Genomic DNA, 25710 nt, shown 5'->3' on the forward strand with positions numbered 1-25710 from the left:
CCCATGACGATCACCCCGACCGAAGCGGTGGCGGCGTCCGAGGCCGGAGTCGTCCACACGGTAGATCTGACCTTCGCCGACGGCACCAAGACGGTGTCCGTGCCGGCCGGTTCGACGGTCCTCGAGGCGGCCACGGCCGCCGGGGTTCGGCTGGTCAGTCAGTGCACTGTCGGGACGTGTGGGACGTGCGTCGGCAAGGTCGTTCGTGGTGACCTCGCGATGCCGCAGGACCGTGTGTTCTCCCTGCGTCAGGACGAGATCCGCGAGGGCCAGCGACTGTTGTGCCAGTCGGTGGCGTGCGCGGACAGTGAGGTCGAACTCGATTATCCGGCCTCGATGTTGGACGAGTATCCACTCGTTGCCGCCACCGCCAAGGTCGGGGCGATCACCTGGCTCGGAGAGTCGGTGGTGGAGCTCGTGCTCAAACTGCCGAAGTCCGTCCGGTTCGCGTTCCGCGCCGGCCAGTACGTCCGGATGCAGGTGCCGGGCACCGAGGAGTGGCGTTCGTACTCGATGGCATCGGGGGAGCGCGACCGCAAGAAACTCGCGTTCACGATCCGGGTCCTGCCGTCCGGGGCGATGTCGGACTATCTCCGCAACGTCGCAGCCGTCGGTGACACGATCGAAATCGAAGGACCCAGCGGAGGTTTCGGACTCTCCGACGAGCCCGGTCCCACGTTGATGATCGCAGGCGGCACCGGTCTCGCGCCGATGTTGTCCATGCTCGAGAACCTGCAGACCGCCCGTGAGGACCACCCGATTCGTCTCGTGTTCGGATGCGCCCGGGAGGCGGATCTGTTCCATCTCGATGAACTCGAAGCCCGCCGGAGCTTCATGCGCACCCTCGATGTGCGGGTGGTGTCCGATGAGTCGACTTCCATCGACGGGGTCCTCACCGGAAACCCGGTCAGCGTCCTCACCGAGGACGACGTTCGTCACCCGCGTACGTCCGCCTATCTGTGCGGACCGCCCGCGATGCTCGCCGCCGCGCACGACCGGCTGGTCGAACTCGGCCTGCCTGCCGAGCGCATCCACGCCGAGCAATTCCTTCCCAGTTAGCCGCCTGCCCGCGGCGCCCCTTTCGAAACAGAGGACGATATGAGCATCACCCGCTTGGGCGCTCTGAGTGTCGACGTCTCCGATCTCGACACCTGGCGTCAGGTTCTGGTCGATCTGCTCGGATTGCAGGCACGACCTCGGCACAATGACACCGATCCGCTGCTGATCCGGATCGACGACCATCACCACCGCATCGCGCTGTATCCCGCGGACGAGGATCGGATCCGGGCCATTACATGGGAGGTCGACGGCCTCGACGAGCTCCGCGACGTCGCGGACCGAGTGGCAGCCGAAGGTATCGACGTCGAATGGGTCGATACCGGTTCGCCGGAGGAGCGACTGGCCGTCGCAGCGTTCCGGTTCACCGACGCCGACGGTTTCCCCAACGAGGTGGTCTTCGGACCCACCATCGATCACACCCCGCTGGCCGGCGGAGGGGTGATCAGCGGGTTCGTCACCGGCGAACTCGGTCTCGGCCATGTGGTCCTGATGTGCAAGGACTACCCTGCCGCAGTCGATTTCTACACCCGGGTTCTCGGGTTCCGGCTCACCGACTACATCGTGTGGGACGGTGCGGATGCGACCTTCCTGCATTGCAATCCGCGGCACCACAGCCTGGCCTTGATGAACGAGTGCTTCAGCTTCACCGGCGGCGACTTCAACCATCTGATGATCGAGGTGGCATCGCTCGACGACGTGGGCCGCGCCTACGATCTCGTCACCGGCGCAGGCATCGCACTGCAGATGACCTTCGGCCGGCACACCAACGACGGCGTCACCTCCTTCTACATGCGCACACCGTCCGGCTTCGCAATCGAGATCGGCTACGGAGGCGACACGATCGACTCCGACGACTGGGAGGTCAAGACCTTCCGTTCGCCGTCGCGGTGGGGCCACGAACCGCAGAAGGTCGGATGAGTGCCGTGACCGGCTCCGATACCGTCTCGCCGATCGCGGACATCCTTGCCGACGAGCATCCGAGTGTCTCCGCCGTCGAGCACTGCCTGGACCGGATCGCGAAGCGTGACCACGTCGTCGGGGCGTGGGCATACCTCGACCGGGATCTTGCGATCGAGCAGGCGCGAGCACGGGACGGAGAGCAGCGACGCTCGCCGCTGCACGGTATCCCGGTGGGAATCAAGGACATCATCGAGACCGGCGACCAGCCGACCGGTTACGGCTCGAGCCTGTGGGCCGGATGGCAGCCGGCCCAGGATGCAGAGGTCGTCCGCCGGCTCCGGCGGGACGGCGCGGTCATCCTGGGTAAGACGACCACCACGGAGTTCGCCACCTACCGACCCACTGCGACCCGCAATCCGCACGGCCTCGACCGGACTCCGGGAGGGTCGTCGAGTGGCTCCGCTGCCGCGGTTGCCGACGGTCAGGTGCCGCTCGCACTCGGCACCCAGACCGCGGGCTCGGTCCTGCGACCGGGTTCGTTCTGCGGTGTGTTCACGCTGAAGCCGACCTACGGGCGCTGGCCGTTCGACGGTGTCCTGCCCGTCGCGCTGACCTTCGACACCGTCGGCGTGTTCGCCCGCCATCCGGCGTGGCTGGGGGCGGTGGACGAGTCGCTCTCGACCGACGGGGCCGCCACCCCACGGACCACTGTTCTTCCCGCGCTGCGGAACCTGCGGGTGGGGATTCTCCGGCCGCCGTGGGCCGATCGGGCCACTCCGGCCGCAGCGGCGTTGCTCGACGAGTTCGCGGAGAACCTGCAAGGGGTCGTCGCCGATGTGCGGGATGTGCCGGTACCCGACGAGTTGGACGCTCTGGACCGGGCACACACCCTGATCATGGCCGTGGAGGCGTCCGCATCGCTCACCGACCGGATCGCTCGTCCACACGTCGAGCGGGTCTCCGAGCAGTTGCATCGATTCCTCAACGAGGGACGGACCGCCGCTCCGAGCGAGGTCCAGCGGGCACGCGAGGTGCTCCGGGATGTCCGGACGTTCGTCGGGCAGGTTTTCGCCGACGTCGACGTGCTGGTCACGCTCGCGGCACCGGGCGAGGCCCCGCCGATCGAGTCCGGCACCGGGGATCCGGTGTTCAACAAGCTCGCCAGCATCGCCGGATGCCCTGCGGTCGGGCTTCCCGCGGGCCGCGGGTTCGGAGGGCTGCCCCTCGGCATCCAGATCATCGCTCCACACCACGCAGACCAGGGGCTGGTCCGCATCGCAACGTGCCTGACCGACCGCGTCGGATTGGCGCATCGCTTCGAGGTTCACGACGAAGGGGGCCGACCGTGACCGACACTCTCGAGACAACCGACACTGCGACACTCGATCCCGCTCGGCGGGAGATGTACGAGAAGGTTCTGGCGAAGCTCGATCCGGATCGATTCCGGGAACTGCTCGTCGACCTGGTGAACATCCACAGTCCGACCGGCCGGGAGCGACCCGCGTCCGAGTACATGGCGTCGTACCTGCAGGACAAGGTCGGGATCGGTGCCCGGTACCAACCGATCTCCGAGCACACAGGCAACGCGATCGGGGAACTGCCGGGCAGCGGTGGCGGTAGCCGGCTGCTCCTGTACGCGCCCATCGACACCCACATCGACCCGGAGGCGGACGTGCCGTGGGTGGGGAAGTCGTTGCGACCCGACATGGTTCCCGAAGCGAAGGTCGACGGCGACCTGGTGATCGGACTCGGTGCCTCGAATCCGAAGTGCATGGTGGCAGGGTTGACCGAGGTGCTGCACGCGGTCGCCGACGCCGACCTGCCGTTGCTGGGTGATCTGGCCATCGGGTTCGCAGGTGGCGGGATGCCGGTGAGCATGAGCAACCGCGACCAGGTCGGCATGAGCTCCGGCGTGTTCCACCTGCTCACCCACGGCATGATGCCCGACCACGCGATCGTGCTGAAGCCGTGGTGGGCGGTGTACCCGGAGGAACCCGGGATGTGCTGGTTCAAGGTGACCGTGCGCGGCACCTTCGGATATGCCGGTATCAGTCGTGGTACCGAGGGCTTCCGGTCGTCGATCGTGCCCGCAGCCACGGTGATCCAGGCGATCGAGGCGTGGCTGCCGGAGTACACCGCACGCAACACCTCCGGGTCGACGCTGCCGGAGGGCTGGATCTCGGCGGTCCGGTCCGGCAACCCGGACAAACCGGCCTTCCCTTCTGCCGCGACCGAGATCTACCTCGACGTGCGGGTCAATCCGCGGACCACACCCGGCGAGGTGCGCCACCAGTTCGCCGAGATGATCCGTGCCCTGCGCGCGCAGCACCCGGACATCGAACTGGATTGGGAGATGTACGGATCCTTGCCGGGTGGCATGACCGACCCCGACAACTGGATCATCCGGAGCTGCCGACGCGGTTGGGAGGAAGTCGAGGGCAAGCCCTACGAGTCCACCCCGCTGCTGGGTGGGCAGACCGACGGCACCCTGATCCGTCGGCTCGGAGTTCCCTGTGCCCGAATCGGTTACCCCTGGCCGCCGGCGAGTGCCCCGGCCGAACTCAACGAGGGTCTCGGCGGCATGGGCGTCGCCTCGGTGACCGACGTGATGATGGCAACCCGTGCCATCGCGTTCGCAGTCGTCGACACCTTGACCCGTACCCGAGAGGAACTCGACCTGTGAAGCGCGTACTGAACATCGTCCCCGTTCCGGTTCCACCGGAAGCGTTGGACGCCTTCGCCACTCAGCTCTCCGGCGACTTCGTACACCCGGCGTTCGAGAACGTCTTCGTCTCGGCACGCAACGGCGGCGGCACCCTCGACAGCGCCTACGAGACGACCCTCGCGGACGCATTCGTGCTCGACGCGGGTTGTCGTGCGGAAGAACAGGGTTACGTCGGGGTCTGCGTGAACTCGATGAGCGATTCGGCGCTCGCCGCCCTGCGCTCGCGACTGTCCATCCCGGTCGTCGCACCGAGTCAGGCCACCATGCTGCTGGCGTGCATGCTCGGCAAGAAGTTCTCGGTGATCACCATGTGGCCGCAGTGGCACGAGCTGTACCACAAGGCTGCTCGCGAGAACGGCATCATGTCCCGGCTTGCTTCCGTGCGCGACATCGGTGTCCGCCCCGATACCGCCGAACTGCTCGCGGGCAAGGAGGATTTCGTCTTCGCGGCACTCGAGCGCGAGGCGAAGACCGCGATCGCGGAGGACGGCGCCGACGTCATCATCCTGGGTTCGACGACGATGCACCAGAGTCACGCCCACCTGTCCACCGTCCTCGACGTGCCGGTGCTCAATCCCGGTGTCGTCGCCTACAAGATGTGCGAGATGCTCGTGCAGACCGGCCTGTCGCACAGCAAGCAGGCCTACCCCTCTCCCGAACGGCCGCAGGACGACCTGCTCGCCGCGGTGGCTTCCGTCTTCCCTTCCAAGGAGTCCTGATGCAGGTCGATACCAATCCCGAAGTCGCACAAACCATCCGCACTTCCGGGTTCGAGACCAACTATCACGACGTGGGGGAGGGAGACGGCATTCCGGTGCTGCTCCTCCACGGTTCCGGCGCCGGCGTCTCGGCGTGGGCCAACTGGCGAGGTTTGATCCCGGTCCTCGCAGAACAGCGTCGAGTGATCGCTCCCGATCTGGTCGGCTTCGGATACACCACCCTTCCCGATCCGGTCCGGTTCGAGATCTTCGATACCTGGATCGATCAGATCCTCGCTCTCCTCGACGGCCTCGAGATCCCGAAGGTGCACGTGGTCGGCAACTCGTTCGGTGGTGGACTCGCATTGCACCTCGCAGTCCGGCACCCGCAGCGGCTCGGCCGAATCGTGCTGATGGGAGCCGGCGGTGTGCAGTTCGACTTCACGCCCGAACTCGATGCGCTCTGGGGATACACGCCGTCGGTCGAGAACATGAAGAAGATCATGGACATCATGGCCTACGACCGGTCCCTGGTCACCGACGAACTGGCCGAACTGCGGTACCGGGCGACCATTCGGCCGGGTGCGCAGGAAGCCTTCGAGCAGGTCTTCCCCGAACCCCGGCAACGGTGGCTGGACGCGCAGATCGTGCCCGACGAGGACCTGGCCGCCATCGAGCACGAGGTACTCATCCTGCACGGACGCGAGGATCGAGTGGTACCGGTCGCGGCTTCGCAGAAGATGTTCGACCTGATTCCCAACTCGCAACTGCACATCTTCGGTAAGTGCGGTCACTGGACGCAGATCGAACACGCCGCACGTTTCCAGCATCTCGTCAGCACGTTCTTCGCCGAGGATTCCGCGGGGGCGAACGAGGGATGACCGGCCGGGGACGAAGCGTTGCGGTGGTCGGTGCGGGTATAGCCGGCCTGTGTTCGGCGAACATCCTGTCGGAGTTCGGATTCGACGTTCATGTCTACGATCGGACCCCGGACGTCGGCGGGGTGTGGAGTGTGACTCGCCGGTATCCCGGTGTCACCACTCAGAACAACAAGGGCACGTATGCGTTCTCGGACTTCCCGATGCCGGACGAGTACCCGGAATGGCCCACAGGTGAACAGGTCCAGCGGTATCTCGACGACTACGTCGAGCATTTCGGGCTCCGGCGCCTGCTGCGTCTGGGAACCGAAGTGGTCTCTGCGGAACAGGACCCGGAGTCGGAACGGTGGACGGTCACCAGTAGGAGTCTCGATTCGGACGAGACTGCGGTCGAGGAGTACGACTACCTGGTCGTGGCGAACGGTATCTTCTGCGACCCGTTCATTCCTCCCTACGAAGGTAAGGAGGAGTACGAGGGTGCGGGCGGACGGCTCTGTGCGGCGTCGGATTTCCACGACCTCGCCGATGCGGCGGGCCGCGACGTGCTGGTGGTCGGGTACGGCAAGTCGTCCTGCGATGTCGCAGAGGCGCTGAGTGAGGTGGCGGCGTCCACCACCGTCGTGGCCCGCGAAGTCACGTGGAAGATGCCGCGCAAGCTGGCGAACGTGCTCAACTACAAGTACATCCTGCTCACGCGTCTCAGTGAGGGGTTGTTCGAGCACATCGAGCAGCGAGGATTCGGACGGTTCCTGACCGGGCCGGGGAAGTTCGTCCGCAACGGTCTACTCGGTTCCATCGAGAAGATCGCCCGACGCCAACTGCGGTTCGATCGGACCGGGCTGGTTCCGGAAGGCTCGTTCGAACGGATCGTGCGACATGCCGTCAGCCTCGCGACCGAGGGATTCTACGAGAAGGTCGAGGCCGGCACCATCTCGGTGCGGCGGGGACGATCGATCGCCGTTCTGCGAGAGAAGGACGGTCGGCCGGTCGCCGAACTCGACGACGGATCGGTGCTGCCGGCGGATGTGATCGTCTGTGCGACCGGGTTCGTGCAGCGGGTGCCCTTCCTGTCGGCGGCGGTGCAGGAGCGCCTGCTGGACGATGACGGCAATTTCCTGCTCTACCGGCAGATCCTGCCCAACGACGTGGCCAACCTGTACTTCGTCGGTTATGGGTCGTCGTTGTTCAGCCCGCTCAGTGCAGAGGCGGCGGCGCTGTGGACCGTCAATCATCTGCTCGGTGGAGAGATTCCGCCGGTGGAGGAGCGTCGCGAGTTCGTCCGTACGAGGCTGAACTGGATGATCGAGCGCACCGAGGGCAAGCAGGCCCGGGGCACGAACATCATCCCGTTCTCTCTTCGGCATGTGGACGAGGTTCTCGACGAGATCGGCCTGAACGTCGGTCCGGGTACCCGATTCCTGCAGTGGCTTCTGCCCGCGCGCCCGTCGTCGTACCGGCACGCCGCCCAGGAATTGAAACGGCGGCATTCGGTGGCCGACAAGAAGGCCGCGTCGAACCGCCATGCGTCCACGCATATGCCGATACCGTGGGACGAAACAGTCCGGAGGTAGCCGCATGTGCACAGCCGCCAACTACACCGCCAAGGACCACTATTTCGGCCGGAATCTCGACCTCGAATACTCCTACCGGGAAGCGGTGACGGTCACGCCGCGGAACTTCCCGTTCGAGTTCCGTAAGGTGCCGCCACTGAAGACGCATCACGCCATGATCGGCATGGCGACGGTAGCCGAGGGTTATCCGCTCTACTACGACGCGACCAACGAGAAGGGCTTGAGCATGGCGGGGCTGAACTTCCCCGACAATGCCGACTACAAGCCCGTTTCGGAGGACGGGACGAACGTCGCGTCGTTCGAGTTCATCCCCTGGGTGCTCGGACAGTTCGAGACCGTCGCGCAGGTGCGGGACGCGCTTGCGGACGTGCGCATCGTCGACATTGCGTTCAGTGAGGAGTTCCCGCCGTCCCCGCTGCACTGGATCATTTCCGACCGGGACGAGTCCATTACCGTCGAATCCGTCGCCGAGGGCTTGAAGGTCCACGACAACCCGATCCAGGTCCTCACGAACAATCCGACCTTCGACATCCAGTTGTTCAACATCAACAACTACATGAGTCTGTCGGTCGATCCACCCGAGCCGCGCTTCTCGAAGGAGATCCCCTTCGATACCTACAGTCGCGGCCTCGGTGCGGTGGGGTTGCCGGGAGACCTGTCCTCGATGTCGCGTTTCGTCAAGGCCGCCTTCACCAAGGTGAATTCGGTATCGGGCGGCTCGGAGTCCGAGGCGATCAGCCAGTTCTTCCACATCCTCGGTTCCGTGGAACAGCAGCGGGGATGTGTTCGGCTCGAGGACAAGTACGAGATCACCATCTACTCGTCGTGCTGCAACACCCACAGGGGCATCTACTACTACCGCACCTACGAGAACAGTCAGATCACCGGTGTGGACATGCACAAAGAGGATCTCGACGGGAGCGAACTGGCGTCGTATCCGCTGGTGAAGAGCCAGCAGGTCCTCATGCAGAACTGACCGCAGCTCGATCGGAACGGCCTCGGGGTTTCGACTCCGGGGCCGTTCTCGATCTCCGACACCCAATCGTGATTTGACTTTCCGCTGTGATGACCCGCACAGTATGTACGCACAGCGTTCACTACGTACGCAGTGCGTACAGAATCTCTCGTTCCCTTGGAAGGAACCTTCGGTGTCACGACGCTCATTCGAATTCGGCCGGATCCGCACGGCGGCAGTAGTGGTGTCGGGTGTTCTCGCGCTCGCACTCACGGGCTGCAGCTCCGGTGAATCTGCAGCTCAGGAGACACCCGCAGCCCAGGAAACGACGGCGTCGGATGGTTCGCCCACGGACTCCGCTCACCCGGCCTCCGAAGCTCCCGCCGAGGGGGAGATGCGCGTGACGCTGCTCGGCACGGGCAGCCCGGTGCCGAGCACCGAGCGCTACGGCATGTCCACGCTGGTCCAGGCCAACGGCTTGAACCTCGTCTTCGATGCGGGACGCGGAGCCACGGTCCGCCTGACGCAGGCCGGCGTTCCGGTCGGTCAGGTCGACGCCGTCTTCCTCACCCACTTCCACTCCGACCACATCAACGGCCTGTCCGACCTCTGGATGAGCAGCTACGTCCCGGCGCTCGGTGGGCGCGAGGGCGCCTTCCAGCTCTACGGGCCCGTCGGCGTCCGGAACATCGGCGACGGAATGCAGAGCACCTACCGCAACGACATCGACGTGCGCGTCGCGGACAAGGAAGTGGATCCCGCGACCACGCCGATCGAATCGCACGAGTTCGCGGAGGACGGCGTCGTCTTCGACCAGGACGGCGTCACCGTCACGATGTTCACCGTCGAGCACGATCCGGTCGGTGCCATCCAGCCGGCGGTCGGCTATCGCGTCGATTACGCGGGCAAGTCGGTGCTCATCAGCGGCGACACCGTGCCCACCGAGAACGTCCTGAAGTTCGGTGACGGCGTCGACGTGCTGGTGCACGAGGTCGCCGACTTCGAGGATCCGACTGCGCTGCCCAGCGTGTACGCGCACCACACGAACCCGCAGCAGGCAGGCGACATCTTCGAGCAGACCCAGCCGAAGATGGCCGTGTACAGCCACATCGTCAACGGCATCCCCGGCCGCGTCCCCGGGATCTCCGAGGAGACGCTCGTCGAACGCACCCGGGAGAACTACGACGGCCCGCTGACCGTCGGCACCGACCTGATGACCTTCCTCATCACCGACGACGAGGTGCAGGTCGACAACTGATCGACAGCACGGACCGAACCCCGCCGGCACCGTCGGTGGGGTTTCGTCATAGGGCATCCGGGGTCATCTGGTCGATGTACCCCGTTTCCGACGAGGAGGACCCGACATGGCGGCCACCGTCTCCGATCGATTCGACATCGACGCCACACCCGAGCAGGTGATGCGCGCCCTCGAGGATGTCGAGCGCATCCCCGAGTGGTCGTCGGCCCACAAGAGCGTCGAGGTCCTCACCAGGGACGACGACGGCCGGCCGATCCGGATCCGCATGACGCTGTCGCTGCTCGGCTTCTCCGACACCCAGATCATCGAGCATTCGTGGACGGAGACGTCGACGTCGTGGACTCTCGTCGAGAGTTCCATGCAGCGCAGCCAGGACGGGGAGTACGCACTCGAGCCGACCGAGCGCGGCACCCGTGTGCACGTCACCATGTCGCTCGAACCGGAGGTCCCGGTTCCCGGCTTCGTGCTGAAGCGCGGGCAGAAGCATGCGGTCGAAGCGGTCCGGAAGGGGCTGACCGAGTTCGTCCTGTCCAATTACGCCTGACTCGCCGTCGGAAGTTCCAGAGTGAACCGGGCTCCGCAGCCCGGTCCGTCACTGTGCGCGTGGATGCGACCGGCGTGGGCTTCGACGAGTGCCCGCGCGATCGTCAGGCCGATGCCGCTGCCGCCGTGATTCCGGTCGCGGGCGGTGTCCGCGCGGTAGAACCGGTCGAAGAGGTGGTCGAGGTGATCGGGCGCGATGCCGACACCCGTGTCGGTCACGGTGATCTCCGTTCGGTCGCCGCCGAGGATGCGAGTGGCGACGGTGACGTTTCCTCCTGCCGGTGTGTGCCGTAGGGCGTTGTCCAGCAGGTTCGCCAGCACCTGTCCGAGCCGGTCGGGATCGACCGTCACCGGCGCAGATTCGACGACCTCGGCCTGCAACGTCACACCTTTGCCGTCGTACTGCTCGCGCACCGCGTCGACCGCCGTGGCGACGAGGGTGCCGGTCGTCGTGGGCACCCGATGGATGCGGGTGAGGTGCTCTTCTGCCCGGGAGACCGCTGTGATGTCCTGTGCCAGGCGGCTCAGCCGGTGGGTGGCGGCTCGCAGAATCTGCCGGGTGTCGTCGTCGAGAGTGCGGACGCCGTCCTCGAGTGCTTCCAGATAGGAGTCGAGTGTGGCGATGGGTGTGCGCATTTCGTGCCCGAGGTCGGCGAGCATTCTGCGCCTTGTGATTTCGGTGGCTTCGAGGCGTCGTGCCAGCTCGTTGAAACTGGTTGCCAGTTCGTCGAATTCGTGGCCGAGCTCGGGGCTGGGGACGCGGGTGTCGTAGCGACCTCCGGCGATCTGTGCGGTAGAGGTGGTCACCGTGTCGAGCGAACGCTGGATCCGTCGCGCGATGTACCAACTGACTGCCGAGGCCAACAGCACCGCGATCGCGACCGCCAGGCCCCACGCGAGGACGATGGCCCAGGTGAAGGCTTCTTCGACGTGGGCGGCCTGGCTCGAATCGTGATCGATGCCCGCTTGTCCGAGATGGTCGTGGAAGATCCCGGGAGCGAGAGCGGACGCGACCAGCCATGCGCTGACGGCACATCCGACGACGACGGCGACGAGCGCGAGGAACAGGCGGGTGCCGAAGCTCGTCGCGGTGGGGGAGCGGGACGTCATCGTCCTGTACCCATCCGGTAGCCGACGCCGCGGACGGTGCGCACGAAACGTCCCTGGTTCGCATCGTCGCCGAGTTTGCGGCGCAGATGGCCGATGTGCACGTCCACGAGGTGTTCGTCGCCCACCCAGTTCTGTCCCCACACGGCCGCGATGAGCTGCGCCCGGGTGAACACGACTCCCGGGTCCTGCGCCAGGGCAGCGAGGATGTCGAACTCGGTACGGGTAAGTGCGACCGGTGTGCCGCGCACGGCGACCTCCCGTCCGTCGACGTCGATGGACAGATCGCCGAACACGCGGTCCTGCCGGCCCGTAGAGGCTGAGATCCGTGCAGTGGTCCGGGGACGACGCAGCATCGCTTGGATGCGGGCCATGAGTTCGCGCGGGCTGAACGGTTTCGTCAGGTAGTCGTCGGCTCCGACGGACAGACCGATCAAGGTGTCGACTTCCTCGGTGCGGGCGGTGAGCATCACGACGTACGCGTCGGAGAAGGTTCGCAGCTGCCGGCACACCTCGACACCGTCGAGTCCGGGTAGGCCGAGGTCGAGCACCAGGATGTCGGGGTCGACCTGCCGCGCGAGGGGCACGGCCTCGGATCCGTCGCCGGTGATCGTCACGTCGAAGCCGTCGCGTTCGAGATACGAACCCACGAGCTTCGCCAACGACTCCTCGTCCTCGACGACCATGGCTCGCATCCGGCCGGTCGAGCTCGGGGCGGGTGCGGATCCGCCGGATGGTCCCGTTGGGCGAACAGAGGAAGGCATGGCATCCATCATCACCACCCGCCGTGGTGCTGACGATGTGCCCGCACTTCTTGAGCAAATCTTCATGAGATCTCCACCGGAACCCGGGAGCGCACACGCGAGGGTGGATGCCATGAACAAGAAGGCTCTGGCTGCCGGTGCGATCGCGCTGGCAGTGGCATTCACGACGTCTGCGTGCAGTGATTCCGGTGGCAACGAAGCAACCACGGCGACCGCCACTTCGGCTCCGACATCCGCCGAGGCGAACTCCGCGCGGTTCGACCAGGACGATGTGATGTTCTCGCGCATGATGATCCCGCACCATGCGCAGGCCATCGAGATGAGCGACATGCTGCTGGCAAAGGACGGCATCCCGGAGCCGGTGAGGGCGCTGGCCGAGCAGATCAAGGCAGAGCAACAACCCGAGATCGAGCAGTTCGAGGCATGGCTCGCGGAATGGGGCATGCCCATGCGCGGTGACGACGCTCCTGGAATGAACGGCCACATGTCCGGCATGCCGTCTGTCTCGGGCATGCCGGGTATGGACGACATGCCGCACATGGACGGGATGATGAGCGAGCAGGACATGCAGGCACTGTCCGACGCGCAGGGCGTCGACGCGGCCCGCCTGTTCCTGGAGCAGATGATCGCCCACCACGAGGGAGCGATCGAGATGGCACAGGACGAGATCGAGGACGGGCAGTACCCCGATACCGTCGAGCTGGCCCGCACCATCGCCGACACGCAGCAGAAGGAAATCGACACGATGCGTCAGTTGTTGACCACTCTGTAGCCGATCCGCGTCGCGGGTTCGTCCCGCCGGCCGAGTCAGGAGCTGTCGATGTCCCAGCAGGTGCACGAACACACTCACGAGCACGCCGGTCACGATCGTCACGCGGGACACGGCGCCCACGGCGAGATGTTCCGGCGACGGTTCTGGGTCAGTCTGATCCTGTCGGTGCCGGTCGTGGTCTTCAGCCACATGGTCGCCGAGCTCTTCGGCTACCACCTCCCGGATGTTCCGGGTACCGAGTGGATCCCACCGGTGCTGGGCACCGTCATCTTCTTCTATGGCGGCGTGCCGTTCCTGACCGGAGGCTGGGCCGAACTGCGTTCCCGCCAACCGGGGATGATGCTGCTGATCGCCATGGCCATCACGGTGGCCTTCGTCGCGTCGTGGGCCACGACTCTCGAGGTCGGCGGTTTCGACCTGGACTTCTGGTGGGAATTGGCGCTGCTGATCGTCATCATGCTGCTCGGTCACTGGCTCGAGATGCGGGCGCTGGGTTCGGCCTCGGGCGCACTCGAAGCATTGGCCGCAATGTTGCCCGACACCGCCGAGAAGGTCACCGACGACGGTGTGATCGAGGTGCCGCTGCACGACGTGGCTCTCGATGACGTGGTGCTCGTGCGCGCGGGAGCACGTGTGCCCGCCGATGGCACGGTCATCGACGGCACCGCCGAGGTCGACGAGTCGATGGTCACCGGTGAATCCAAGACGGTCCCCCGCGACGTCGGCGACACGGTGGTCGCGGGCACCGTCGCCACCGACAGCGCGCTGCGGGTGCGGATCACGGCGGTGGGGGAGGACACCGCGTTGGCCGGCATCCAACGCATGGTCGCCGATGCCCAGGCATCCTCCTCCCGCGCGCAGGCGTTGGCGGATCGCGCCGCGGCCTTCCTCTTCTACTTCGCCGCGATTGCCGGTGCTCTCACCTTTCTCGTGTGGACGTTGCTCGGCAATCTCGACGAAGCCGTGGTGCGCACCGTGACCGTCCTGGTCATCGCCTGCCCGCACGCGCTGGGTCTGGCGATTCCGTTGGTGATCGCGATCTCGACCGAGCGCGCGGCTCGCGCGGGTGTGCTCGTCAAGGATCGGCTGGCGCTCGAACGCATGCGCACCGTCGACGCGGTGCTGTTCGACAAGACCGGCACCCTCACGCAGGGCAGGCACGAGGTCACCGGTGTCGTCGCGACGGCGGGGACCGACGAGGAGCATCTGCTCGCCCTGGCAGCAGCGGTCGAAGCCGACAGCGAGCACCCGGTCGCGCGCGCCATCGTGGCTGCCGCTGGTGCCCGCGTGCCCTCGGCGAAACGGATGGCGGTGACGGACTTCCGCTCGTTGCCCGGCCGCGGTGTTCGCGGACTGGTCGACGGGGCAGAGGTGACGATCGGCGGACCGTCCATGCTGAGCTCCCTGCAACTGTCGGTGCCCGACGACGTCGCCGCGGTCACCGACGGATGGGTACAACGCGGTGCGTCGGTGCTGCACGTCGCCTCCGACGGTCGGGTGCTCGGCGCGGTGGAGCTCGAGGACACCGTGCGCGACGAATCGCGGCAGGCCGTCGACGCTCTGCATGCGCGCGGCGTGACGGTCGCGATGATCACCGGCGATGCCCAGCAGGTGGCCGACGCCGTAGCTGCCGATCTCGGCATCGACGAAGTGTTTGCGGAAGTGCTTCCGGAACACAAGGACGCGAAGGTCGCCGAACTGCAGAAGCGCGGACACACCGTCGCGATGGTCGGCGACGGCGTCAACGACGCGCCTGCCCTCGCGCGAGCCGACGTCGGTATCGCGATCGGAGCCGGCACGGACGTCGCGATCGAGTCGGCCGGCGTCGTCCTCGCGGCGAACGATCCGCGAGCGGTGCTGTCGATCGTCGAGCTCTCGCACGCGAGTTACCGCAAGATGTGGCAGAACCTGCTGTGGGCAACCGGATACAACGTCGTCGCCGTTCCGTTGGCGGCCGGTGTGCTGGCCTTTGCCGGTGTCGCGATCTCGCCGGCCCTCGCCGCGGTGCTGATGTCGGCGTCGACGATCGTCGTTGCACTAAATGCCCAGACGCTCCGGCGCCTCGATCTCGACCCCGAGCACGCTACCAACGGGTGAGTTTCTCGATAACTTCTCTTTTGTTGCCGCGCGCACGCAACAATTCTGTGAGACGATCTCAATCGCATAACGTATCGGAGCCGCTACGGAGGACGTGGCTTCGATATACGGGGTTATCGACGTCCGAGTGCAGGGAGGTGCTCGAACGTCGAAGCGTCTCGGGGAGGAGACACACTATGAGGGTTCTTCCGTCATGACCACGGTTCGTCACACGGACGACGATGCTGTGCAAGGTATTTCCGGTGCCGACAGCAGTGTCGGCGAGTCGGTCGTCAGTGGACCATCCAACAGGTGGAGCTGGCAGAAGTCCTACGTCAACACTTTGTTCCTGACCGACAGTGCGGTCGTCGTGCTGGCTATCGTGCTCGCGCATGTGGTGCGGTTCGGACAGGATTCGCTCGTCACCATGGACGGCGTCGGAACACTGAGTTACACGCTGATCTCTGTCGCGTTCGGCGCGGCGTGGATCGCATTTCTTTCCCTGTTCCGTACACGTTCCAGGCGGGTGATCGGCGCCGGCTTCGAGGAATATCAGCGCGTCGTTTCGGCGACGCTCAACCTTTTCGGCCTCGTTGCCATCGTGGCGCTCATCTTCCGGATGGAGCTCGCGCGCGGCTATCTCGCCATCGCTCTGCCCGCCGGTCTCGCGGGACTGCTGTTCTTCCGGTGGGTCTGGCGACGGGTCGTCGCACGCCGTCGCAGGAAGGGTGAATTCACGACCTCGGTGCTGGTGGTGGGTGGCGCTCGCGCAGTTCGTCACATGGCCAGCACGTTCCAGCGCCGCAGCGGCGAGGGTTATCGCGTGGTGGGTGTGTGCGTGCCGCGCTATTCCGGTGTGCCGGGCGAGAGCATCGACGTGGACGGACGGCAGATCCCGATCCACGGCGACGAGAACACCGTCGTCGAAGCGTTGCGCGCCTCGGGTGCCGACACCGTCGCGGTGACCGCCACCGAGACTCTTGGTCACGAGGGCATTCGCGACCTGCTGTGGCAGCTCGAACCCGAGCGCGCCGATCTGGTGGTGGCGACCGGCGTCGTCGACGTCGCCGGTCCGCGCATCGAGATGCGCCCGGTGGCCGGGTTGCCGCTGATCCATGTGGAGAAGCCGAGCTATCACGGTGCGAAGCGCAGCGGGAAGCGTCTGTTCGACCTCGCGTTCTCGCTCGCCGCGTTGCTGTGCCTAGCGCCGGTCTTCGCTGTCGTTGCACTGTTGATCAAGCTCGAGGACGGCGGTCCGGTCTTCTACAAGGCCGAGCGCATCGGACTCGACGGAACCCCGTTCGGAATGATCAAGTTCCGGTCGATGGTGCAGAACGCCGACAAGCTGGTCGACAAGTTGCTCGACCAGAACGAGGGCGCCGGCCTGCTCTTCAAGATGAAGGAAGACCCGCGCGTCACTCGTGTCGGCCGGGTCCTGCGCCGGTTCAGCATCGACGAGTTGCCGCAGTTCATCAACGTCGTGCGCGGCGAGATGAGCGTCGTGGGTCCGCGTCCGCCGCTGCGTCGCGAGGTGGAGAGCTACGACGGCCGGGTAAAGCGTCGTCTGCTGGTGCGTCCCGGTGTCACGGGCCTCTGGCAGGTCAGTGGCCGCTCGGACCTGTCGTGGGACGAGTCGGTGCGTCTGGACCTGTCGTACGTGGAGAACTGGTCCATGGTCTCCGACGTGCTGATCATCATGAAGACCGTGAAGGCGGTCGTCGCCAGCGAAGGCGCGTACTGACCTTCGATCGGGCGATTCTCGCCCCAAGATCAACTTCACGGTAGTGTCTCAGGCTGTCGCCGTCCCCTGCACGGTGACATCGAACCCCGCCGGAAGGTTACTCGCATGGCCTTCCGGCGGGGTCTCTGCGTCTCCGGACTTTCCCAGTGGGCGGGACGCATCTCGATTGCCGATGCGGGGTGAATTCACGGGTGAGTTCTTACTCGCCGGTAACATTTCGGTTCGGCGAACCGTTGTTCGACATGTGAACTGGGTTTTTGTGCTGCTCGTCTCGTGGCTGGTGCTGTCCGTCGCCGTCGCTGTGGTCTTCGGTCTGGTCGTTCGTGCCCGCGACGAACGCGAGCTCCCGCCGCCACTCGACGAGGACGGTGAGGACGATATCCGTGACGTCGGATAGCCGCTCGTCCCGCAGATGACCGAGTTTGCGACGGGTCCGTGACGGGAAGCCGATTTGCGACGAGCTTTCACGCAACTCGGAAAACCATCGATTCACAGGACGGTACTCATGGCTGAGCAAGACGTGCACACCACTAAGACCGATCAACTGAAGTTTCAGGATCCGACTACTCGCTACCCGTCCATCTCGCCTCCGAAGCAGGACCAGCCCGAGCCGGGTCTCGACGCCGACATGGTGCCCAAGGCCGATATAGGTGAGTTCTCTTATCGAGGGACGGGCAGGCTCGAAGGACGTAAGGCACTGATCACCGGTGGAGATTCGGGCATCGGCGCCGCCACGGCCATCGCGTTCGCGCGGGAGGGTGCCGACGTGGCGATCTCATATCTGCCGGACGAAGAACCCGACGCGAAGAACGTCGCACGCATCATCACCGAAAGCGGTCGCAAGGCAGTCACTCTCCCGGGCGATCTGACGGATGCCTCGTTCTGCTCCGAGGTCGTGAACCAGGCGGTCGAACAGCTCGGCGGACTGGACATCCTGGTCAACAATGCCGGCAAGCAGATTGCGGTCGAGGGATTGGACGACCTGCCCGACGATCAGCTCGAGCAGACCTTTCAGGTGAACATCCTCGCGATGTTCCGCACCACGCGTGCTGCCTTGAAGCACCTGCAGCCGGGTTCGACGATCATCAACACCACGTCGATCGTGGCGTACCAGCCGTCGCCGGCCCTGATCGACTACTCGTCGACGAAGGCCGCGATCAACAACTTCACGAAGAACATGGCGACCCAGCTGGCGGAGAAGGGCATCCGTGTGAACGCGGTTGCGCCGGGACCGATCTGGACACCATTGCAGCCCTCGGACGGTCAGCCGAAGGAAGAGCTGCCCGAGTTCGGGCAGAACACTCCGCTCGGACGTGCGGGGCAGCCGACCGAACTGGCGCCGGCCTACGTGTTCCTGGCGTCGCCGGAATCGAGCTACGTGGTAGGAGCGACGATCCACGTCAACGGTGGGATGCCGTCGCCGTAGAACGAACCGTCATCAACGAGTAGTGCGCGCCAGTGAATCTCCACTGGCGCGCACAATTCGTTCTGGAGTTTCAGACTGCGCTGGATACAGCGTGCCGGTAAGTGCTTCCCCGGGCTGCCGAGATCGGCACGACAGAAGCAACGTCGGCCGAGGTTTCCGCCAGCGCGGCGAGAATCTGCTCGGGGCCGGCGCATGTGCTTGCACACGTGATCCCTTGCGTCCGGAGCTTCTGCAATGTGAGTGCCTCGGCAGCGGTGCAGTAGCCGTCCAGAATGTCCTCGGTCAGGATCGCGTAGTGCACTTCACCTTCGAAGGCGGTAGTGGTTTCGATGCCTGCGAGAGTGAGGCGCTTCTGCAGTTCTTCCCACCGGTCGAGTGCTGCCGCGTTGGAGGGGGTGCCGAGAAAAAGTACCCGTGCCGGTCGGTCCGAAAGCGATGATGTCGTCACAGGCTGCTCCAGGGTGCGAGTAGGTCAGGTGAAACCGAATTGCCACTCCCGGTAGGGAGTTACACCTTCACCTGCGAAATGTGTTGTTTCACACTGTGTACAGCACCCGTTCACGCTCCGCTACCCGACCGGTCATCAGGAAACACGAATGTGACGGAAGTGGTTACGATTCCGCCCGCGCATTCGGGACTTTCGTCCCGAAATTCTGCTCCAAACACGCGAAAGCGGCAATCTCCCTCAGGCAGCGTACGGAGCCTCTCGGGGCTGGCTACTACCTACGGGGAGGCCCGAGCACGACCGCGCCGGGGCCGATCCCGAGCGATAGCGCAGCAAGAACCTCGATCACCGACCAGGCAGTGATCGCAGATGTGCGCCCGCTCGATGCCGGGTCGATCGTGTTCTCGAACGTCAGCTCGTACCGGCCGAGCGGCGACTCCCACTCGACGACGTGGCGCGTACTCGCAGCGGCGGGGTCGGCAATGACCACCACCTCGACCCGATCCAGCCCGAGCGTCGCGAGGGCGAGAGCCACCGACGAGTTCGAGGTTCGCGGAAAGGCCAGGGCGGCTTCTCGCGCCGATCCTCGGAAAACGGTGCGTTCTGCGTCCAGACATTCTTCGATGCCGAGCGCGCCGGGCCGCTTGATCGTGGTGTGGGTGAGGCGTGCATCGCGGCTTCCTGCACGTGTCGCTGCGGCCAGAACATCGAAGCCGCCGATAGCGCCCGTCGGGAGCAGTACACGTCCTGGTCCGGAGCCGAACGGTTCCACATCGAAACCGCGCTCGGCGAAGACGCCGCACGAACAGACGATGATGTCCTTACCGCGTTTCACCACCTCGGGGAGCAGAGTCCGAGCGGCGTCGACCGTGGCAGCTTCCACCACGATGTCGGCGACGTCGAATGCAGCGGAGGCCTCCTCAGGGCTGCTTCGTGAGTCCAACACGGCTGCGACGCTTACATGCGGCACCACGTCGTCGCGCAGGGCGTCGATCACCGTCTGTCCGATTGCACCGGTCCCGACAACGCACACTGCTATCGGACGATGTTCGATTTCTTCGGGTGCCAGTTGCCTCACGTCCTCTGCGGCATGCCGCCGCTCGTTTCCACGAAATACGGGCCATGGTACCGAGAGAAGGAATCGGCGATGTCTGATTCGCGACGTCGTCGTATCACTCGCAGCACCACTCAAGGGATCGGAATGCGTTGCTACGAGGGCAACTAAGGCGCCAGCGCACTACCGCCAGCGGCAAGTGTGCTCATGCTGCCAAGAGCATCGCCTCCTGAGGTGAAGTGGGAATCCTGTGCGACGTCACTTGACGGCATGGGCATCGCACTGCACGTCCGAGTTCGTCGTCGGGCAACCAGCCATATTCGTCGCATCGACCGCATCGCGGCGGGAGTTTTGGGCGGGGTGGTTGCAGCGACTGCCAGATCGGGATCCATGCTGCTGCGGAGCGAGCTGGGTCCCATGGTCGATGACGTTCGAGCGCGGCGCGGACAAGAGCGTCTACGCCGTGAGTGTCGATCGATTGCTCGACGAGGGTGCACTTCGCCTGCGTCAGGGTGTCGAACCGTGCAGACAGGCCGGCCCGCCGACACGCCGTGGCCAATCGGTCGATGGGAGATGGTTGCTGCTCGCGTGTTGCATCGCGGGTGCGATTCGTCGAGTGGGAGAGTGCAGCAGGTTCATTTGTTGGTTCAAGGACGGTTCGGGTGACCGGGGTGTCACCCCGCTCGGTCGTTCCTGTCACCCCGTGGCGCTTCGCCTTGTCACCTCGTTCAGAGCTGCGGGGTGACGGCGTGTCACTCCGCTTCATCGACAGGTTGTACAGAACGGGGCGGCGGTCTTCGCGAGGAATCGTCGCCGCTATCCGCTCTTGATCGCCTTTGGCGATGAGGCCGAGAGCGGCGAGTGCCTTCAGACAACGCTGCACCTGGCGTTCGCTGATGCGGGCGTACCCGGCGAGCTTCCGCACAGATGGATACGCATCCGCACCATGTCGGGACGCATGATTGGCCAGGCCGAGCAGCACCACTGTCAGAGCCGGCGCTGACGGCATCCCGGGTGGCGTTGGGTTCGGAATTTCGGCGCGTTCGAGCGCCCAGGTGATCGCTTCGATACTCACGAGGTCACCTGCCCATGGGTATGCTGACACATGTTCGACTCCCAACTAGTCGGACATCCGGCCCGTCGCGATGCCAGTCGCGGCGGGCCATCTGTTTTGAGTTGTTCGCACGCACGTTCGAGCGCGTGGTTGATCATCTTGGCATCGCGTCTGGGAGGCGTCAACGTTTCGGTGGGGAGATCCGCGAGATTGGGGACCAACCGGGTCGCGTCACGTTGTATTCACATACCGTGCGGTCTCAGGCCACTTCTGGCAGTACGGGGACGTGAGCCGAAGTCGAGCGAGCCCCGCTGGCAAAGGGGAGGAACCAGCGGGGCTCAATTGCCACCGATTCCCCGGGGAGGGGAAGGGGCATGTTGCGGGGAGGCAACACACTTGAGGATTTAACCAGAATCAGTGCCATCCGGCACGTCGCGCATGGGACCTAAGTCCTATCGACGCGATCCAGCTCTATCCGGGTCAGCTAGTGGCTCGTCACGCAACCTTGGCCGGATAATACGGGTACTCGGTCCACGATCGGATCGGCGAGTCCGGGGCGAATCGGGTTTTCGGTTCGGCACGGGCATTGCGCCACCGCATATACGCCGCGATCGCAGTGTTCTGCTCGGTGTGACTGCGATGATCGGTGCCGTTCAGGGCGAAGTACCGCAACGCCGCGAACTCGGATTCGATCCAGTTCAGCCACGACCCGTAGGTCGGCAAGAACACCAACTCGACGTCGTTGTCCGCCGCCCACCGGCGGACGGACAGGTGCCGGTGCGGGGAGAAGTTGTCGAGCACCACGTACAACTTCTCCCCGGGCCACCTGGCCCGCAACACCTTCAGAAGGTCGAGGAACTCGCCAGCTCGTTTACGAGGCCTGATTCGGTAATACATTCTGCCGCTGGATAAGTCGAGTGCGGCGAGCATGTGCATCACCCCGTCGTAGCGGTGATACGTCGCCCGCAACCGAAGCGGCGACGTCGCCGGCCGCCACGATTTCCCTTTGCGGGGTTGCAGGTTCAGCGGCCCGAATTCGTCGACGCAGACGACCCGCCCATCGGGCGGCGGGGTGTCATACAGCTCGAGGATCGCGTGCATCTTCGACAAAAATCCGGGTCGGTCGAGGCCTTCCACGTCGTGGTGGACTGCCAGGTGACCTTCCCGTCGCGCAGGATGCGGCGCAGCGTCTCACGGCTGATGGTCGGCACGATCTTCTGCGCGATCAGGTGCTCGGTCAGCTTGGCCAGACTCCAGGTGGAGAACGCGGTGATCTTCCAATCGGCGGGGGACGTCCGGGCGATCAAGCAGATCTTCTCGCGAGTCTGCTCATCGATCGTCTTCGGCCGTCCCCCGTTCCATTTTGGGTGCAACGCCTCGAATCCCTGCTCGTTGAACGCGTGGATGACATCGCGGACGTAATCGTCGCTGAACTGCATCAACGAGGTGATGTCTTTGACGGTCTGGCCTTGCGCGGACATGAGCACCACGATGGCTCGGCGGAGTTTGATCGGGTCCTTGGCGGTGCGGCTGATCTTCTGCAGCCGTCGCCCTTCCTCCATGGTCAACGATCGGACGAACACGCTCGGTTGACGTGCCACGACCACCTCCTTGTCTCGACTCGGAGACAGTCTGCCGTGGACGTGTCGGTCAGCCGCGGATTACCCGGTCAACAATCCGTGACGAGCCACTAGCGTCGGACGTATCCCGCTTCAAGCGCTCATGGAGCCACTTCCGGAGTCCGTCGCCGTATTCCTCGCTGTCGAGTGCGGCGTCGACAGCTGCCCGGAGGTATCCACCGGGGTTGCCGAGATCGTGGCGGGTCCCGCGATGCACAACCACGTGGACCGGGTGGCCCTCTGCGATCAGCAGCGCGATGGCATCGGTCAGTTGGAGTTCTCCACCAGCACCGGGCTTGATCTGACGTAGGGCGTCGAAAATCTCACGGTCTAAGAGGTACCGTCCCGCGGCGGCAAGCGTGGAGGGAGCATCGGCAAGCGCCGGTTTCTCCACCATTCCGCGGACTCGCAGAACATCCGGATTTGCGACGTTGGGCACTTCTTCGACCTCGAATACGCCGTATGAACTCACCTGGCTCTTCGGAACGTCGATAGCGCACAAGACCGTGCCCCCGCGCTTGGCTCGGACACGAGCCATCGTTTCCAGGATTCCGCTTGGTTGCACAAGGTCGTCCGGGAGAAGAACTGCAATCGCGTCCTCGTCCGGCTCTAGAGCCACTTCCGCGCAGCCGACAGCATGGCCCAGACCGAGCGGCTTCTCCTGGACAACCGATTCGACCGAGAGCAGATTAGGTGCGCGCCGCACTTTCTCAAGCAACTTGAGCTTGCCTTTTGCTTCGAGGTGCTCCTCGAGATCGAAGTCGTCGACGAAATGCGCGACAACGCCGTCCTTTCCGGGAGATGTAACAATGAGAAGTCGTTGAGCCCCCGAATGGGCAGCTTCCGTCGCTACGAGTTCGATGCCCGGCGTATCGACCACCGGCAATAGCTCCTTCGGCACAGTCTTCGTCGCCGGCAGGAATCTGGTGCCCATCCCTGCCGCCGGTACCACTGCGGTGCGGAAAGCTTTGTGCACTCCTACTTCTTGCATGGTTCTACCCTCGCCTCCCCTGTCGAGCGCATGACCGGGCGGGAATACCCGCTATTACACGGTCCAAACGTTGAACAACGGTGAGATAGATCTCACCGTCAACATTCCGGCCATCAATCCCACATGACGCGGGGGTCGGTAAGCGCAGTCTAGGGGCCGGTCTCTCGGTTCGCGAATCGAAGAATGCACTGAAAGTGCAAGACAGCAGGGGTGATTGCCTCCTGCGTGCCGTCAAGGCACGCAAACGTATGCGATAGTGCAACGACGCAGCGCATTGAAGTGGGGTCCGAATCTGGACGACCGTTCAAGCTGCCATATCTCGTAAGTAACGTTACAGTCTCAAAGAGCGTTTTCGCATGGAGGCGATGCGCGCGCACAACTGGAGGAACTGCGCCCGACTGGGCACGCAACGGGCAGATTACGCGACCGGGGAGGGTACGCGGATCGGGCCCGGCGTTGCTTGTTCGTGAGCGGTACATGTCTCGGGGAGGAGACAACAATGAGGGTGGTTGGGTTATGACTGCCGTCGGGGAGGCGAGTCGCGGCGTACCCGAAGCACTCGTGGGGGACTACGCCAATTTTGTTCGTGGACAGCACAAGCCGTCGCCATCGGCAAACCGGAGAAACTGGCAGCAGTCCTATATCGGCCGCTTGATCTGGTCCGACATGATTGTCGTTGTGCTGGCCGTAGCCTTGGCGCACAGCATCCGTTTCGGACAGGCCGACCTACTGACGACGGAACCGGTATCCGAGCTCAACTACACGCTGATCTCGGCTGGTCTCGTCAGTCTCTGGTTGATCACCCTTGCCCTCTTCCGCACTCGGTCGCGGCGTGTCATCGGCGCAGGTCATAGCGAATATCAGCGCGTCGTTTCGAGCACCGCACGATTGTTCGGGTTCATTGCGATCGTCGCCCTCGTGTTCCGATTGGAACTGGCACGTGGATATCTGGCAATCGCACTGCCGGTGGGTCTTGCCGGTTTACTGGTGTCGCGGTGGGTGTGGCGGAAGGTGATCGCGCGCAAGCGTGCTCGCGGTGAGTTCCGCACCTCGGTGCTGGTGGTCGGTGGGGCGCGGGCGGTGCGGCACATGACCCGCACCTTCGCCCGCAAGGACGGCGAAGGTTACCGCGTCGTCGGTGTCTGCGTGCCGCGCTATTCGGGTGCACCCGGTGATGTGATCGATGTCGACGGCCGGGAGATCACCATCTACGGAGACGAGCACTCCGTCGTCGAAGCGCTCAAGTTGTCGGGGGCGGACACGGTGGTGGTCACCGCCACCGAGACGCTCGGTAGCGACGGTTTGCACGATCTGGTCTGGCAGCTCGAGCCGCTCGACACCGACCTGGTCGTGGCGACGGGTGTGGTCGATGTGGCCGGCCCGCGCATCGAGATGCGCCCGGTGGCGGGTCTGCCGCTGATTCACGTCGAGAAGCCGAGCTATCACGGTGCGAAGCGATCGGGAAAGCGGATCTTCGATCTCGTCTTCGCCGGTGCGGCACTGGTGGCGTTGGCGCCGGTGTTCGCGGTCATCGCGCTGCTCATCAAGCTCGAGGATCGGGGTCCGATCTTCTACAAGGCCGAGCGCATCGGCATCGACGGCACCCCGTTCGGGATGATCAAGTTCCGGTCGATGGTGACCAACGCCGACAAAATGGTCGACACGTTGCTGGCGCAGAACGAGGGTGCCGGCCCGCTGTTCAAGATGAAGGACGACCCGCGGGTCACCCGTATCGGCAAGGTGATGCGCCGGTTCAGCATCGACGAACTCCCGCAGTTCCTCAACGTCATCCGCGGCGAGATGAGCGTGGTGGGTCCGCGTCCGCCGCTGCGGCGTGAGGTCGAGGCCTACGACGGTCGGGTCCAGCGTCGCCTGCTGGTGCGCCCCGGTGTCACCGGGCTCTGGCAGGTGTCGGGTCGGTCGGATCTGTCGTGGGACGAGTCGGTGCGACTGGACCTGTCGTACGTGGAGAACTGGTCGATGGTCTCCGATGTACTGATCATCGGCAAGACCGCCAAAGCTGTTGTTGCGTCTGACGGCGCGTACTGAATCTATCAGCCACAAGCTATGAGAG

24 protein-coding genes are annotated in these 25710 nt (G+C 64.7%); 16 read left to right on the forward strand and 8 right to left on the reverse strand.

The window, feature by feature from the left end; genetic code table 11:
- Positions 1 to 3: 3 nt before the first annotated feature.
- From ACPCXD_RS03360 to ACPCXD_RS03405, 10 genes are all read left to right on the forward strand, one after another.
- The gene (locus ACPCXD_RS03360; RefSeq protein ID WP_423658377.1) at positions 4 to 1059 is read left to right on the forward strand and encodes an FAD-binding oxidoreductase; all 1056 of its coding nucleotides are present in this window, start codon (positions 4 to 6) and stop codon (positions 1057 to 1059) included.
- Between the two features lie 39 nt (positions 1060 to 1098).
- On the forward strand, positions 1099 to 1977 hold the full coding sequence (locus tag ACPCXD_RS03365) for a VOC family protein (RefSeq protein WP_423658379.1): 879 nt from the start codon (positions 1099 to 1101) through the stop codon (positions 1975 to 1977).
- Positions 1974 to 3308 (forward strand): amidase, encoded by a 1335-nt coding sequence (locus ACPCXD_RS03370; RefSeq protein WP_085469797.1) that lies wholly within the window; start codon positions 1974 to 1976, stop codon positions 3306 to 3308. The genes ACPCXD_RS03365 and ACPCXD_RS03370 overlap by 4 nt, the downstream gene beginning before the upstream one ends.
- A complete protein-coding gene (locus ACPCXD_RS03375; protein WP_423658381.1) occupies positions 3305 to 4642 on the forward strand; it encodes a M20 family metallopeptidase in 1338 nt (445 codons plus the stop codon). Before ACPCXD_RS03370 ends, ACPCXD_RS03375 begins: the two co-directional genes overlap by 4 nt.
- The gene (locus ACPCXD_RS03380) at positions 4639 to 5403 is read left to right on the forward strand and encodes an aspartate/glutamate racemase family protein (RefSeq protein WP_229579576.1); all 765 of its coding nucleotides are present in this window, start codon (positions 4639 to 4641) and stop codon (positions 5401 to 5403) included. The genes ACPCXD_RS03375 and ACPCXD_RS03380 overlap by 4 nt, the downstream gene beginning before the upstream one ends.
- Entirely contained in the window at positions 5403 to 6263 is an 861-nt protein-coding gene (locus tag ACPCXD_RS03385; protein ID WP_085469800.1) for an alpha/beta fold hydrolase, read from the forward strand. Before ACPCXD_RS03380 ends, ACPCXD_RS03385 begins: the two co-directional genes overlap by 1 nt.
- On the forward strand, positions 6260 to 7831 hold the full coding sequence (locus ACPCXD_RS03390) for a flavin-containing monooxygenase (protein ID WP_423658383.1): 1572 nt from the start codon (positions 6260 to 6262) through the stop codon (positions 7829 to 7831). The genes ACPCXD_RS03385 and ACPCXD_RS03390 overlap by 4 nt, the downstream gene beginning before the upstream one ends.
- Before the next feature lie 4 nt (positions 7832 to 7835).
- A complete protein-coding gene (gene bsh / locus ACPCXD_RS03395; RefSeq protein WP_258259071.1) occupies positions 7836 to 8807 on the forward strand; it encodes a choloylglycine hydrolase in 972 nt (323 codons plus the stop codon).
- A 172-nt stretch (positions 8808 to 8979) separates the two neighbouring features.
- Positions 8980 to 10044, forward strand: a complete 1065-nt coding sequence (locus ACPCXD_RS03400; RefSeq protein ID WP_423658386.1) for an MBL fold metallo-hydrolase — start codon at positions 8980 to 8982, stop codon at positions 10042 to 10044.
- Between the two features lie 106 nt (positions 10045 to 10150).
- Positions 10151 to 10588 (forward strand): SRPBCC family protein, encoded by a 438-nt coding sequence (locus tag ACPCXD_RS03405; RefSeq protein ID WP_423658388.1) that lies wholly within the window; start codon positions 10151 to 10153, stop codon positions 10586 to 10588.
- On the opposite strand, the gene ACPCXD_RS03410 is transcribed toward ACPCXD_RS03405, so the two are convergent.
- Both ACPCXD_RS03410 and ACPCXD_RS03415 read right to left on the reverse strand, forming a co-directional pair.
- Positions 10579 to 11697, reverse strand: a complete 1119-nt coding sequence (locus ACPCXD_RS03410) for an ATP-binding protein (RefSeq protein ID WP_160873982.1) — start codon at positions 11695 to 11697, stop codon at positions 10579 to 10581. The genes ACPCXD_RS03405 and ACPCXD_RS03410 overlap by 10 nt on opposite strands.
- Positions 11694 to 12380 (reverse strand): winged helix-turn-helix domain-containing protein, encoded by a 687-nt coding sequence (locus ACPCXD_RS03415; RefSeq protein WP_309137491.1) that lies wholly within the window; start codon positions 12378 to 12380, stop codon positions 11694 to 11696. The genes ACPCXD_RS03410 and ACPCXD_RS03415 overlap by 4 nt, the downstream gene beginning before the upstream one ends.
- A gap of 190 nt (positions 12381 to 12570) precedes the next feature.
- Here ACPCXD_RS03415 and ACPCXD_RS03420 point away from each other — a divergent pair, with 190 nt between their 5' ends.
- From ACPCXD_RS03420 to ACPCXD_RS03440, 5 genes are all read left to right on the forward strand, one after another.
- The gene (locus tag ACPCXD_RS03420) at positions 12571 to 13230 is read left to right on the forward strand and encodes a DUF305 domain-containing protein (RefSeq protein WP_423658853.1); all 660 of its coding nucleotides are present in this window, start codon (positions 12571 to 12573) and stop codon (positions 13228 to 13230) included.
- Positions 13231 to 13278: 48 nt separating this feature from the next.
- The gene (locus ACPCXD_RS03425) at positions 13279 to 15327 is read left to right on the forward strand and encodes a heavy metal translocating P-type ATPase (RefSeq protein ID WP_423658391.1); all 2049 of its coding nucleotides are present in this window, start codon (positions 13279 to 13281) and stop codon (positions 15325 to 15327) included.
- Between the two features lie 193 nt (positions 15328 to 15520).
- Positions 15521 to 17047 carry a sugar transferase gene (locus tag ACPCXD_RS03430; protein WP_423658393.1) on the forward strand — a complete coding sequence of 509 codons (1527 nt, stop codon included), beginning with the start codon at positions 15521 to 15523 and terminating at the stop codon, positions 17045 to 17047.
- Between the two features lie 244 nt (positions 17048 to 17291).
- Complete coding sequence (locus ACPCXD_RS03435) at positions 17292 to 17444, forward strand: hypothetical protein (protein WP_162836411.1); 153 nt, start codon at positions 17292 to 17294, stop codon at positions 17442 to 17444.
- 108 nt (positions 17445 to 17552) lie between these two features.
- Complete coding sequence (locus tag ACPCXD_RS03440; RefSeq protein WP_106201301.1) at positions 17553 to 18473, forward strand: SDR family oxidoreductase; 921 nt, start codon at positions 17553 to 17555, stop codon at positions 18471 to 18473.
- Positions 18474 to 18543: 70 nt separating this feature from the next.
- Here the strand turns inward: ACPCXD_RS03440 and ACPCXD_RS03445 are convergent, their stop codons facing one another.
- From ACPCXD_RS03445 to ACPCXD_RS03470, 6 genes are all read right to left on the reverse strand, one after another.
- Positions 18544 to 18921: a hypothetical protein gene (locus tag ACPCXD_RS03445; protein ID WP_261379971.1), complete on the reverse strand. Its 378-nt coding sequence runs from the start codon at positions 18919 to 18921 to the stop codon at positions 18544 to 18546.
- A gap of 271 nt (positions 18922 to 19192) precedes the next feature.
- The gene (locus tag ACPCXD_RS03450) at positions 19193 to 20110 is read right to left on the reverse strand and encodes an aspartate dehydrogenase domain-containing protein (protein WP_423658396.1); all 918 of its coding nucleotides are present in this window, start codon (positions 20108 to 20110) and stop codon (positions 19193 to 19195) included.
- 67 nt (positions 20111 to 20177) lie between these two features.
- Complete coding sequence (locus ACPCXD_RS03455) at positions 20178 to 21047, reverse strand: helix-turn-helix domain-containing protein (RefSeq protein WP_423658398.1); 870 nt, start codon at positions 21045 to 21047, stop codon at positions 20178 to 20180.
- 474 nt (positions 21048 to 21521) lie between these two features.
- Complete coding sequence (locus tag ACPCXD_RS03460) at positions 21522 to 22127, reverse strand: IS630 family transposase (protein ID WP_423658400.1); 606 nt, start codon at positions 22125 to 22127, stop codon at positions 21522 to 21524.
- On the reverse strand, positions 22049 to 22627 hold the full coding sequence (locus tag ACPCXD_RS03465) for a helix-turn-helix domain-containing protein (protein ID WP_423658402.1): 579 nt from the start codon (positions 22625 to 22627) through the stop codon (positions 22049 to 22051). Before ACPCXD_RS03465 ends, ACPCXD_RS03460 begins: the two co-directional genes overlap by 79 nt.
- A gap of 49 nt (positions 22628 to 22676) precedes the next feature.
- Positions 22677 to 23636: a UTP--glucose-1-phosphate uridylyltransferase gene (locus tag ACPCXD_RS03470; protein WP_423658404.1), complete on the reverse strand. Its 960-nt coding sequence runs from the start codon at positions 23634 to 23636 to the stop codon at positions 22677 to 22679.
- 666 nt (positions 23637 to 24302) lie between these two features.
- Here ACPCXD_RS03470 and ACPCXD_RS03475 point away from each other — a divergent pair.
- Positions 24303 to 25685 carry a sugar transferase gene (locus tag ACPCXD_RS03475; RefSeq protein WP_423658405.1) on the forward strand — a complete coding sequence of 461 codons (1383 nt, stop codon included), beginning with the start codon at positions 24303 to 24305 and terminating at the stop codon, positions 25683 to 25685.
- Positions 25686 to 25710 lie beyond the last annotated feature (25 nt).

The organism is Rhodococcus sp. AB351 (assembly GCF_049538275.1).
Classification (GTDB): Bacteria; Actinomycetota; Actinomycetes; order Mycobacteriales; family Mycobacteriaceae; genus Rhodococcus.